This is a genomic window from Scytonema sp. UIC 10036 (genome assembly GCF_009725235.1).
On sequence record NZ_WJFC01000305.1, the window covers coordinates 1 to 11,835 of the forward strand.

Sequence of the window (11,835 nt, forward strand, 5' to 3'; positions counted from 1 at the left end):
GTCCCCAGTCCCTCACCTCCCCATCAACCTCTGACGCACTCCTTCAGCAATTTTGTGACCCAAGTATTCTGGGATTAAGCTTTCATTTGGTCCCAGTAGGTAGAGAATCAAACGCGTGCGCCCCCGCCAAACTAGTAAATTGGCATTGACTACCAAAAGATCTTCCTGCCAAATAGCATACATAACTTTATAAAACAAACCTGGTTGGTTATCAGCTTCAATCACTAGGGCAGGAAGATGAAAGACTGGATCGACGTAGAACTCGGTTTGTACTTGCTCTAAGCCAGTATCCAAATTAAATTCCACTGCTAGCATTTCTTCTACTTCAAACCGCCCACCTAATGCTTCTCGAATGGCACGGCAAACATTTTCTGATGTTTTCTCGGTAAGAGCTTTGCTACCCCGAGATACTAATAGTTTGATAAACACTAACATTGGTGGTCGAATTTGACCGTATAAGCTCAGACCGTGGATGGTTAGTCCGTAAGCAGCTAGCACACCAAAAATATCGCTTAGTAGAAAAGACTGGTTGCGGTAAGCAAAATGTAAGGCACTTTTGCTACCCTCCGGTTTTAACTCTATAACAGCACGTCTACTTTTATACAAACGGTAAGCAAGCCGCAAATTTTGTAACTGAATCTCGCTGCTCACAAATTGTTCGTAAACTGAGGGAAGGCTCGGTTAAAGCGTTTCAGGAGTTCTATGTAGAAGATTTTAAGCCAGAAGCATAATTTAAGTATTGGCGGGGAGACAGGTGATAAGGGGACAAGGGGACTTGGGGGAATTGGGGAATTGGGGAATTGGGGGAATTGGGTATCGTTAAAAATACATCAGTATGGTTAAAAATAATTCAATTCCTATTTTTTTTCTTTGCTGTTCCAAATGCCCAATGCCCTTTTGTGCATTACCCATTTTCAGTAATTTCTCCTTGGCTCCACAACATAATGCTAAAGTTGAAAGAGATTAGTGTGAAACACGCACTTGCTAGCTACTGCTATCCAAGATCCTAAAAATACATGATATGAGTGTAAGTAGAAGGAGAAAGGTGGGTAGTTCGCAGGTAAAGGTGAATCATCACTTTTTGAGTAGAGACCAATTTAGTTATACTACCCGAACCACGTTGGCATGGGTTTTTGGAAAACTTGGTTTAGTACATCAGATACAGCCGCAACAGCTAAAACAAACCCCTTTGAGGAGATGAGCACAGACGCTACGGGTAACTCTAGTCCCAGTGGCAAGAGTGAAACTTCTTCGCAAGAGGCTCGCATCGTGTTCAGCACTGAACGAGACATCGACCTGTATGAACTAGAAGAACTCTGTGATTCTGTCGGTTGGTCGCGACGTCCCCTCAGAAAAGTGAAAAAAGCGATTGAGCACAGTTTTCTGGTTGCCACCATGTGGCAGGTGCGAGGAAACAAAAGACGACTTATAGGTTTTGCCCGTGCTACTTCAGACCACGCGTTTAACGCCACTATTTGGGATGTCGTAGTTCATCCAGAGTTTCAAGGCAAAGGATGTGGCAAAGCACTGATGAAATACGTACTTAAAAAATTAAGGAGTGAAGAAATTAGTAATGTAACGCTTTTTGCTGACCCTCATGTTGTAGACTTTTATCGGACTTTAGGTTTCATGCCCGATCCGGAAGGCATTAAAGGTATGTTTTGGTATCCTCACTAGATTTTAAAAAAAGAACTAGCCAATTCCAATTAATTTAGCTATAATGGTGAAGGTTAGACACGCCGTAAGGCTGTGATACTTAAAAATATGGCAGGTAGCCTATTGTCGGGATGTAGCGCAGCTTGGTAGCGCGCCTGCTTTGGGAGCAGGATGCCGCAGGTTCAAATCCTGTCATCCCGACTTATGAAATACAAGAAAAAACCCCAGCTTTTTTGAGAAAACTGGGGTTTTTTGTGTAAATTATGAAAAATTTCAATTGAAATTTGCTGACATGGCTCCAATTTTTATGTAAATTGACTTACGTGTAACCAAAAAGCGTAGCCAACGGTCGTCATGTAACTAAGTAGCCAAAAATGAGGATTATTTTGAGTAATTTGGGGTAAATCGGACTGAACCGCACCCCAAATTTACTTTGTTGCTCATTTGAGCACTCCCAAAGCGGGGTATTGTTTGCCTCGACACAGCTTAAAGGCTTGTTAATGGATTTCGGTGTTGCACTGTGTGACGCAGCCATGTTCCTTGTCCGACGCTTGAGACTGGCTAATCTCATTAAGTCATGACCTTTAAGCGGACTGAAACCCAGAAACGGGTAACCTTGAAACTAGTTCAAAGTTGAGTCATGGTGGAGTCAGTAAGTCGAATTGCTCCGATTTACTCTGGATTACTCCAGTTCACTTACTCCTCAACCGTAACTTTCTGTTTGTGCTCTCCTAGTTTCGCGCTTGACCTAGAATCAAAGATCGTAGATCTAACCGGGTAAACGTAAAGGGTAGGAAAGACAAGTTGCAAATTTTTCTGGAGTATAGCAATTTTACTGTTTTCCACCGAACTTATACTGGTTAAACTCAATTGCAGCCAAATCTACTTGAAAAATTAAATATATTATGTAATCATTGTGACATTTTTCCTCTGTTTACAGTAGGAACGATTTACTATTTATTAACGTCCCTTTTGTAGGTAAAGCCAATAAAATGGCATTTGGTACCTTGGCTAAAGAGGAAATTCTTAAGTATGAAGTGTGAAGTGTAAAATTTTATCCTTTATCCTTTAGGCTTCATCTTTTATCATTTTTTGAGAAACATTTACTGCGAGGAGAAGTCATGAAATCACTTATTCGTTGGAGCACAACAGTAACTTTAGTAGGGAGCACTCTACTAGCAACAATTTTTAGTGGAGCTATTCCAGTGCTTGCATTAACAGAACAGCAAATTAAAGAAAAATTAGATTCAGTACCCGTTTTTTTGATTACTAACAACAAAGGCGTGCCTTTAACTCGTATAGTTCCGGTGAACCCCAAAAATGGGCAAAATGAACCAAAAAAAGATGTTGCGGTAAGAAACGTTTTTATGAGTGGTCAAGAAGCTCAGACAATTTTAAATCAGTTATCTGATGCAAAAAAGAAAGACCCAAAGTTGGCTGAGGTTCTCAAAGAAGGTCTGCAAATCAAAATAGTACCTCTAGGCGCGATTTATCAAGAACTCCAAGCAACTGCCAATAAACCAGACCGCATATTGTATATCTTGGAACCTGCAAAGCAAGAAATTCAAGAGGCAATGACATTACTCCGCCAAAGTGGTAAAGAAGTAAAGCAAATGGTTGGCGTACCAGTTTTTATTGTAACGTCTCCAGCGCTCAAAGGTTACGTCCCAGCAAAAAGGAACAATAAAGATGTTATCCCTTTGTATTTGAGTAAAAAAGACGCACAGAATTTCTTGCAACAGGCGAAGACAAGAGATCCCAAAGCTGATATTCAGGTTGTAGATATAGACAACGTGATTAAAAATCTGCGGGAGAAAAACGATCCATGGCTTACTCATATTGACATAGTGCCTTCTACGGAAAGTATACAATATGTAGTTAGCAAGCAAGGCAATGCTAAACCTCCTGCAGTTGCACCTGGTAGTAAGCCCGCAGCTGCACCTAAAAAATAACAACTGGTTTTTGGTTTTCATCTTAAATTGAGGCATGGCGGATAAACAGTCAGTCGTTACGGGGTTAGAGCTTTGGCAGTGGCGTCATACAGCAATAGAAGCAGCCATTGCCTCTAACGTCTCCACTGCTGAAGTAGATTGGTTGCTTCAAGAGATAGCTGGCTTGGATCGTTTGGCACTGCTTTTGGAATCCTTCAAAGACAAACCACAAATTCCGCTAAAGTTATCACTGTTCGATTTAGACAACCTGTGGCAAAAGCGATTAAAGGATCGTCTTCCAGTGCAGTACATTGCTGGAGTGACTCCTTGGCGAAAGTTTAAAATTGCAGTGTCAAATTCAGTTTTGATTCCCAGACCAGAAACAGAATGCTTGATAGAGTTGGCGATCGCGGCTACAGCCGATCTGCCTCATCTCCAACAAGGGCATTGGGCTGATTTGGGCACTGGTAGTGGAGCTATTGCTGTAGGACTGGCAGATACATTTAAGAACGCAACAATTCATGCTGTTGATTTCAGTCCTGAGGCATTAGAAGTCGCAATGGCAAATGCTCGAAGCTTGGGTTTTTCCGAACGCATTCGATTTTATCAAGGTTCTTGGTGGAATCCCTTGGAATGTCTCAAGGGTCAGTTTAGTGGAATGGTATCGAATCCACCATACATACCCACGAGTACCATCCCTACTCTGCAACCCGAAGTTACCAACCATGAACCACACCGGGCTTTAGACGGTGGTCTTGACGGCTTAGACTGTATCCGCCATTTAGTAGAAGTTTCGCCCACTTATTTGCAACCAGGTGGAATCTGGTTGATTGAGATGATGGCAGGGCAAGCAGATGCTGTCCGAGAAATGTTGCAAAAATGCGATCTTTATTCCAACATTCAAATTCATAAAGATTTGGCTGGTATCCACAGATTTGCTCTTGCCTTTAAAAATTATGAATTATGAATTATGAATTATGAATGAGCGAAAATTTCATAATTCATAATTCATAATTCAGATGACAGTTGTTTCCCTAGACGCCCTTATATCTGGCGCACGTGCCGGAAGACTTGTGAGCTTTCCAACGGATACAGTTCCAGCTCTAGCATCCCTACCTGAAAAAAGCTCACTCATCTATGCTGCAAAGCAACGAAGTCGCGAGAAACCATTAATATTGATGGCTGCTCATGCTAATGAAGTTTGGGCATTTACTCAGGGTAGAGATGAAGAGTATACAGTTTGGCGTGAAATGGCAAAGATGTATTGGCCTGGAGCACTGACTTTAGTACTACCAGCTTCAGAACGCGTACCAAGGGAAATGATCTCTAGTGGCGATCGCAATTTTAGTCAGTACACGAATCAATTAAGAAACTCTGATACAGTAGGAATACGGGTTCCTAACAGTGCGATCGCCCGTAAAATTTTGGCACAAACAGGTCCACTTGCCACGACTAGTATCAATTTATCAGGTCAGCCCCCTTTACGTACAGTTAGCGAAATAGAAGCGCAGTTTCCTGATATTCTAAGTCTGGCAGCAACAGAATACGATACGGAATTACCAGGAACAGGTCTACCCTCTACTGTAGTTAAATGGACTGGAAAAAATTGGCAGGTCTTGCGCCAGGGTGCTATAAAGATAGAATTTTAAGATCGGTGAGCAGTGACCAATGAAATAATGAATCAGTTTCTTTTGTTTTATAAAGAAATGTAGGAGCTTGCACCATATACATAATGGGTCATTGAATTACTGGTCACTGCTCACTGATTACTGGTCACTGAATCACTGGTAACTAATTATGAATTGGAGTAACTGGGTATTTTTAGGGATAGGAATAGCACTGGGGTTCGGTATTCGCCGATTGTCAGCAAGGCGAGATCCAACCTCTAGTTCATCTGTCGGATTGTCTTACAGTAATCAAAATGCGCCAGCACTTTTACAACAAATTAAGCAAACGCAGATGGCATATTATATGGCGCGAGAAATGAGCCAGTTCAAAGCAGGGTTTTTAGCAAGAACAACCCACGTTTTGCGATCGCCTCTCAACGGATTAATTGGGTTGCATCAGTTAATTTTGTCGAACCTCTGTGAAAATCCGGAGGAAGAGAGAGAATTTATTGCCCAAGCTCACGAGAGAGCACTGAAGTTACTGAAGCTAATAGATGAAATTCTTAATGTTGCTAGGATAGAATACGGCACTAATAAATTAAATATTCAACCTTTATCACTCGTTGAGATTTTACAGCAGCTTCATGAAGTCACTTATATGCTGGCGGAGAACCGCAATTATCCCTTTCTCATGTCCCCGCCAGATCCAGAAATTTACGTTTTAGCAGACCCTTACTGGTTGCGTTACGTTTTAGTTAGCTTGGTAGAAAGCTCTATTACCCAAATGGAGGAAGGTAGTCTCCGTATTTCTGTTGGGGGTTCTCCCACAGACAATCTCGTTTCCATTTGGTTGGATGTACCAACTCACGCTATTCCCCTACAAGAACAAATAGATTTAATTGCCACTGATAATAAATTTTCTCAGCAAGAGGAACTTAAGTCTTCTTTATCTCCAGGAATGAAGCTACTACTCAATCAAACACTGATAGAAGTGATGGCGGGAAAGCTAGAAGTTTTTGCCTCTCCCGCAGATTCAGAACCTTCAAGTAGCTATACAAGGTTACAAGTCTCTATCCCCCGCGTGATTCCTGAAGTTGAACTTTAGTCTTAGCAAGAGAAGCCAAATTAATCCGGTTATCTAAAACCATTGTGGTTGTTGAGTTGTGTTGAAAACCTATTCTTTCGTAGAAATGTTGTTTGTGGGTTGTCATCAAATAGACTTTCTCAACTCGATTCATACGCGGATGACTCAAAATAGTTTCCACTAACTTACTTCCCAGCCCAATACCACGGTACTCCGGATGTATAACTACATCCCAAATAGTAGCGCGGTATACACCATCTGAAGTCGCTCTTGTAAAGCCGATTAGCCTTTGTCCGTTCCAAACAGTAATTACAGGGTCACTGTTTTCAACGGCTGTGGCTAAATCCTCAATGCTGCGACCTTTTGCCCAAAAAGCTCCAATATCAAGCAGTTGCTGTAGTTGGAAAAAGTCAATTTCAGACTTGCGATCGCTAAATCGAATCTGAGTAGAATTCATGAATTTTACTGAATAGTAAGGTATATTTTATATCTTTCATGAAATGGTGCTGGATACAGTAAAATTATATCTTAAGAATACTTTAAAAAAATTAATAATAAGACTTTAGCCACAAACCCATTTCCAGAGTGGATGGCTCGGACCCTGTTGGCGAATTTGGAAAACCTGTTTTTCGAGACGTTGCTTTTCATCCTCAGGTATTCCAAATAAGATATTTCGACTTTGCCAAATCAAGACAGCCAAGGTCATGCCAATACAGAAAGATAAACCCAGAGTAGACAATGGATGATAGTAAAGACCATATCGCACAGCTACCCAAGTAAAATATTGCCGCCACAAGACAATTTCTTCGCGCAAATTCCACAAACAAACAGGTGCGAGAGTAAGCCATAAAAAGCTAACAAACAACCATCTAGCACCTACCTGAAGCTGGTGTAGTCTTAGCACTTGTTGAGCAAAACAGAGGTCGGTATTGTCCATTTCCTAGTGGTTGGTTGTTAGTTGATGATTGATGGTTGTTGGTGGTTGGTTGTTAGTTGTTGGTGGTTGGTTGTTAGTTGATGGTTGTTGGTTGTTAGTGGCTACCAACTACTAACCACTAACCACTAACCACTAACCACTAACCACTAACCACTAACCACTAACCACTAACTATCAGAGTCAAGCATCTACTGAGTCAGTAGGATTGGGTAATACTGAATCGCCATTACGTTCTCGCCACAAGGATAGAAGAGTACTAGCAATGAAAATGCTGGAATAAGCCCCTGCTGTGAAACCAATGATTAATGCTAAAGCAAAATTGCTGAGTGTCTCTCCCCCAAAGAGAAAGATGGCAAGCAATGTCAGCAGTACGGTTAGTGTCGTATTAATAGATCTTGTTAAAGTTTGATTGACTGCATCATCTACGATTTCTCCGAAGGAAAGCTTGGGATTAATTTTGAGGGTTTCGCGAATGCGATCGTAAATCACCACAGTATCATTAACTGAAAAACCCGTAATTGTCAGCAGAGCAACGATAAAAAGGCTATCAGCTTCCGTACCTGCAACCAAACCCAAAATTGAGAAAATCCCTACCGTAATTAGCACGTCATGAAATAGAGCAACGATCGCAAACACGGCGTAATCCCATTGGAAGCGCACAGCCATATAGATAACTATGCCAGCAAAGGATACGACTAGAGCGATGATACCGGATCTAAAGAGTTCTTGCCCAATGGTAGGACCGACCGTGTCAATTTGATTTTTCTGGGGGTCAAAAGCACCAATTTTCTCACTGATAGCATTCTGTAGCTGAGTTCGTTGTTCTGGGGTTAAAGTTTTTGTCCGAATGAGAACACCATTGTCTTTACCCGTTTCCTTATCAGCAATGACTTGGATACTGCTATCACCCAATCCTTGGGCTTTTGCAACGTCTCTAACCACATTAATATCAATAGGTGTATTGCAGTTACTAGGTTGAGAACAATCCCGTTCAAACTGCAAGCGCGTACCACCAACAAAATCGAGACTCGGACGCAGGGGAGAACCAATTTGCTGCCAAGAAATCACCATTGAGATGATACCGACAAGAATAACGAGGGAAGAAACAATCCACCAAAGCCCTCTTGATTTGTTGATACTGAGTTTCATTGAGCCACCTCTGCCTTATTCGTCACTGGCAGGTTCGGACAATAAAGTTCCGGTTTCCGCAACGAGGGGAAAGAAATTGCCAAAAACATGAATGTGCGACTGCAGGTGATTGCTGTGAACATACTGACTGCCACCCCTAAAGCTAGAGTTAGGGCAAAGCCTTTAACTAAGCCAGAACCCAACCAAAACAGTGCTGCACAAGCAATCCATGTCGTGACGTTACTATCTAAGATACTAGAGAATGCACGATAAAAACCGGATTCTACAGAACGATACAGAGATTTACCTGCCCGCAATTCTTCTCGAGTGCGCTCAAAAATTAGGACATTGGCATCAACTGCCATCCCTATACTTAGTATAAAGCCGGCAATACCTGGTAATGTTAGTGTAACTCCTAACAGCGCAAAAGCCGCCCAACTTAAGAGAGAATATATTAATAGCGATATATCCGCAATTACACCGGGCAGCCGATAGTACACTACCATAAATATTAATACTAACGACAAACCACCGATACCAGCATAAATACTGCTTTGTATACTGTCCTTACCCAAAGTTGCTCCAACAGTTCGGATTTCGCCGATTTCTACAGGTACTGGTAACGAACCACCACGGAGTTGTACCCCGAGATCGTTCGCTTGTTGCGGGGTAAACCGACCTGTAATCACAGCCGCACCCCCAGTAATACCAGCTGTAGCAAATTCCGGTCCTACAGTAGGAGCACTAATAAGTTCATTGTCTAAGAAAATACCAATACTACGTCCAGTGCCTGCTAGTTTTTTTGTCAGATCGGCAAATAACTCACCACCCTTAGCATCGAAGCGAATGGCAACATTCCAATCATTGCCTTGAGTAGGTTCGCCGTAGGCATCTTTAAGGTATTTCCCAGTTAAAGGTGGATTTGTACTTTCAAATAATTCTGCAATTGCACTCGTGTTATTTTTTAACTCTTGTTGATTTTTGTCAATCGCAGCTTTATCTTTGCTCTTTCTCAGTTCTTCTTGCTTTGCCTTCAATTGAAATCTGGAAGCTTGAAGGGCAAAGAGTTGAGCTTCTGTATTTGGCTTTTGGGTGCGAAACTCTAACTGTGCTGTACCTCCCAGCACGCGTTCTGCTTGTTCTGGGTCGTTCACTCCAGGGAGCTGCACTAAGATTTTATCTGTGCCTACCGTTTGAATAACTGGTTCGGAAACTCCCAAACCATTGATACGACCCTCAACAACACTTTTTACAGCTTCTAATTCTCTATCAGTAATTTGCTGAATTTCTGGTGTTGTTTTCACCTCAATTGTTAGCTGCGAACCTCCGCGTAAGTCTAACCCTAGAGGTACAGGAATAAGTGTTATCACTGCGATGGCGGCAATAACCATAATTAATATCAGGAATAGTAGCGATCGCTGTCTTTGCATACTCTCACTTGCTGCGACAAAGGCTATGATAGCGTTGTTTGAGAGCAAATGGCGATTAGGAATTGGGTATTAGGGTTTGAGTCATTTTATACTAACCAATCCCCAGTTCCCAATCCCCAATCCCTCCTTTTATACGCGTAGTGCTACCATTTTCTCAACCGCTTCAACGATTTGCTCTGGTTGAACAATTGTCAACCTTTCCAGAGTACCGTTGTATGGTGTAGGAATATCTTGAGAAGAAAGCCGCAGTACAGGTGCATCTAATTCATCAAATAGACGGTCATTAATTGAGGCGATTAACTCTGCTGCAACGCCTCCTGTTCTCATGCACTCTTCTACAATAATCACGCGATGCGTTTTTCTTACAGATGCACCAATAGTATCAAAATCTAGCGGTTTAAGTGATATCAAATCGATCACTTCTGGGTCATAACCTTCTTTTTCTAAAGTTTTTACTGCCTGCATCACGTGATGGCGCATCCGCGAGTAAGTCAAGATTGTAACATCTTTTCCGCGACGCACAACTTCTGCTTTATCTAAAGGCAGAAAATATTCCTTTTCTGGCAAATCCTCTTTTAGATTATAGAGCAGAACGTGTTCAAAAAATAACACGGGGTTATCATCGCGAATTGCGGATTTCAAAAGCCCTTTAGCATTGTATGGTGTAGAGCAAGCCACAATTTTCAAACCAGGAACTGCTTGGAAGTATGCTTCCAAGCGTTGAGAGTGTTCCGCCCCCAACTGTCTACCCACACCACCGGGACCGCGAATCACCATTGGGATTTTAAAGTTACCACCAGAGGTATAACGCAACATACCAGCGTTATTAGCTATTTGGTTGAAAGCGAGGAGCAAAAAGCCCATGTTCATACCTTCAACGATCGGTCGTAACCCCGTCATTGCTGCACCCACAGCTAAGCCAGTAAAGCTGTTTTCAGCTATGGGAGTATCTAAAAGCCGAAGTTCCCCGTACTTTTTATATAAATCCTTCGTAACTTTGTAGGAACCGCCGTAGTGACCAACATCTTCCCCAAGAACGAATACAGTTGAGTCACGAGCCATTTCTTCATCAATGGCTTCCCGTAAAGCATTAAAGAATAGTGTTTCTGCCATTGGACTTTTATTGAAACATTGTTTTTAGAATCTTATCGTGCATCTGCTCCCATGTTGGTGAGCAAACACACGAGTTAGTCATTTGTCATTGGTCATTGGTCACTAGCAATGAATTATTTCCCCTTGTCTCCCTTGTCTCCCTTGTCTCCCTTGTCTCCCTTGTCCTCCTCCGTTACTGGTCACTGTATATCAAGCTAGGTGTATCAGAAACTTGATTAACTTGGCTCATGGGGGAAGACTGACCAAGCGGATTTTCCGGAAACCTTCTAGGTCTTCCTGGTTTGCGCTTGTGTCGCTGGTTAATAGATTTTTCACTAGCAGCAGCGAGTTCTTCAGGTGTGCATTTAAATAGCCGCAGAGCTTCTAAATATTTTTTTGGTGTCATAGTGGGTTCTGTACGTCCTGCTTCCCAATTGCGGACGCTCGTTTCACTGATTGCAAGCCTGAAGGCAACCTCTGCACGACTAAGTCCCGCACGCTCTCTCAGGACTTGCATATCCATACCCCAATGCTCCCTTTTAAACTAAGTACTTATCTAGTAAATCAGTTGACGTATTAAAGCCAACAAAGATTATTTGTTAACTATATTATTTTATAATCTATTAGCTCCGTATCTGGCAAACGGGCGATTCTGTCATATTGTCATTTAAGGGGTACGAGGTGAGATCTCGGACACGTTAAAAGGGCACACTTTATCTCCTCATAGAAGAATAATACCATTTTGGATTTTAGATTTTAGATTCTGGATTGAGAAAGCTTTGCTTCGTTTTCATCGCACCCAGCTATCTGTCGCATTCTTTTCTCAACTTGGTATAACTGCATACTTCTTCAGTCTCAAAAAAAAATTTCCCCTCAAGCATAAAAATTACTCTTCCCTACTCCCTGGCGGGGGGGGGGGCGGGCGTTTGTTGAGGAGGGGAGGGGGTTTGGGGGGGGGGTAGGGGTGAGG

The 11,835-nt window shown here is 42.1% G+C and carries 11 protein-coding genes, 1 tRNA gene and 1 pseudogene; 6 read left to right on the forward strand and 7 right to left on the reverse strand.

Annotation, left to right across the window (positions count from 1 at the left end; all coding sequences use genetic code 11):
• Positions 1–12 precede the first annotated feature (12 nt).
• Positions 13–754 (reverse strand): annotated as a pseudogene (locus F7734_RS57840) (hypothetical protein).
• Positions 755–1,125: 371 nt separating this feature from the next.
• On the opposite strand from F7734_RS57840, the gene F7734_RS57845 reads away from it, so the two are divergent.
• From F7734_RS57845 to F7734_RS57870, 6 genes are all read left to right on the forward strand, one after another.
• Complete coding sequence (locus F7734_RS57845; RefSeq protein ID WP_155753149.1) at positions 1,126–1,677, forward strand: GNAT family N-acetyltransferase; 552 nt, start codon at positions 1,126–1,128, stop codon at positions 1,675–1,677.
• 106 nt (positions 1,678–1,783) lie between these two features.
• A tRNA-Pro gene (locus F7734_RS57850) sits at positions 1,784–1,857 on the forward strand.
• Positions 1,858–2,777: 920 nt separating this feature from the next.
• The gene (locus F7734_RS57855; RefSeq protein WP_155753150.1) at positions 2,778–3,608 is read left to right on the forward strand and encodes a Tic22 family protein; all 831 of its coding nucleotides are present in this window, start codon (positions 2,778–2,780) and stop codon (positions 3,606–3,608) included.
• Positions 3,609–3,642: 34 nt separating this feature from the next.
• The gene (prmC, locus tag F7734_RS57860; RefSeq protein ID WP_155753151.1) at positions 3,643–4,554 is read left to right on the forward strand and encodes a peptide chain release factor N(5)-glutamine methyltransferase; all 912 of its coding nucleotides are present in this window, start codon (positions 3,643–3,645) and stop codon (positions 4,552–4,554) included.
• Between the two features lie 52 nt (positions 4,555–4,606).
• The gene (locus tag F7734_RS57865; protein WP_155753152.1) at positions 4,607–5,236 is read left to right on the forward strand and encodes an L-threonylcarbamoyladenylate synthase; all 630 of its coding nucleotides are present in this window, start codon (positions 4,607–4,609) and stop codon (positions 5,234–5,236) included.
• 148 nt (positions 5,237–5,384) lie between these two features.
• Positions 5,385–6,299 (forward strand): HAMP domain-containing sensor histidine kinase, encoded by a 915-nt coding sequence (locus F7734_RS57870; protein ID WP_155753153.1) that lies wholly within the window; start codon positions 5,385–5,387, stop codon positions 6,297–6,299.
• On the opposite strand, the gene F7734_RS57875 is transcribed toward F7734_RS57870, so the two are convergent.
• The 6 genes from F7734_RS57875 to F7734_RS57900 all read right to left on the reverse strand — a co-directional run bounded on the left by F7734_RS57875 (position 6,265) and on the right by F7734_RS57900 (position 11,388).
• Positions 6,265–6,735 (reverse strand): GNAT family N-acetyltransferase, encoded by a 471-nt coding sequence (locus F7734_RS57875; protein ID WP_155753154.1) that lies wholly within the window; start codon positions 6,733–6,735, stop codon positions 6,265–6,267. The genes F7734_RS57870 and F7734_RS57875 overlap by 35 nt on opposite strands.
• Positions 6,736–6,840: 105 nt before the next feature.
• Positions 6,841–7,215 (reverse strand): hypothetical protein, encoded by a 375-nt coding sequence (locus tag F7734_RS57880; RefSeq protein WP_155753155.1) that lies wholly within the window; start codon positions 7,213–7,215, stop codon positions 6,841–6,843.
• Between the two features lie 180 nt (positions 7,216–7,395).
• Positions 7,396–8,364: a protein translocase subunit SecF gene (secF, locus tag F7734_RS57885; protein WP_155753156.1), complete on the reverse strand. Its 969-nt coding sequence runs from the start codon at positions 8,362–8,364 to the stop codon at positions 7,396–7,398.
• Entirely contained in the window at positions 8,361–9,773 is a 1,413-nt protein-coding gene (gene secD, locus F7734_RS57890; RefSeq protein WP_155753159.1) for a protein translocase subunit SecD, read from the reverse strand. Before secD ends, secF begins: the two co-directional genes overlap by 4 nt.
• 129 nt (positions 9,774–9,902) lie before the next feature.
• Entirely contained in the window at positions 9,903–10,886 is a 984-nt protein-coding gene (locus F7734_RS57895; RefSeq protein WP_155753157.1) for an alpha-ketoacid dehydrogenase subunit beta, read from the reverse strand.
• 172 nt (positions 10,887–11,058) lie between these two features.
• Positions 11,059–11,388, reverse strand: a complete 330-nt coding sequence (locus F7734_RS57900; protein WP_155753158.1) for a helix-turn-helix transcriptional regulator — start codon at positions 11,386–11,388, stop codon at positions 11,059–11,061.
• Positions 11,389–11,835 lie beyond the last annotated feature (447 nt).

Excerpts from the sequence above, each read along its gene's own strand:
- F7734_RS57865 (WP_155753152.1), top strand. The coding sequence starts at position 4,607 with ATGACAGTTGTTTCCCTAGACGCCCTTATATCTGGCGCACGTGCCGGA.
- prmC (WP_155753151.1), top strand. The coding sequence starts at position 3,643 with ATGGCGGATAAACAGTCAGTCGTTACGGGGTTAGAGCTTTGGCAGTGG.
- F7734_RS57895 (WP_155753157.1), bottom strand. The coding sequence starts at position 10,886 with ATGGCAGAAACACTATTCTTTAATGCTTTACGGGAAGCCATTGATGAA.
- secD (WP_155753159.1), bottom strand. The coding sequence starts at position 9,773 with ATGCAAAGACAGCGATCGCTACTATTCCTGATATTAATTATGGTTATT.
- F7734_RS57855 (WP_155753150.1), top strand. The coding sequence starts at position 2,778 with ATGAAATCACTTATTCGTTGGAGCACAACAGTAACTTTAGTAGGGAGC.
- F7734_RS57900 (WP_155753158.1), bottom strand. The coding sequence starts at position 11,388 with ATGGATATGCAAGTCCTGAGAGAGCGTGCGGGACTTAGTCGTGCAGAG.
- F7734_RS57880 (WP_155753155.1), bottom strand. The coding sequence starts at position 7,215 with ATGGACAATACCGACCTCTGTTTTGCTCAACAAGTGCTAAGACTACAC.
- F7734_RS57870 (WP_155753153.1), top strand. The coding sequence starts at position 5,385 with ATGAATTGGAGTAACTGGGTATTTTTAGGGATAGGAATAGCACTGGGG.
- secF (WP_155753156.1), bottom strand. The coding sequence starts at position 8,364 with ATGAAACTCAGTATCAACAAATCAAGAGGGCTTTGGTGGATTGTTTCT.
- F7734_RS57845 (WP_155753149.1), top strand. The coding sequence starts at position 1,126 with ATGGGTTTTTGGAAAACTTGGTTTAGTACATCAGATACAGCCGCAACA.
- F7734_RS57875 (WP_155753154.1), bottom strand. The coding sequence starts at position 6,735 with ATGAATTCTACTCAGATTCGATTTAGCGATCGCAAGTCTGAAATTGAC.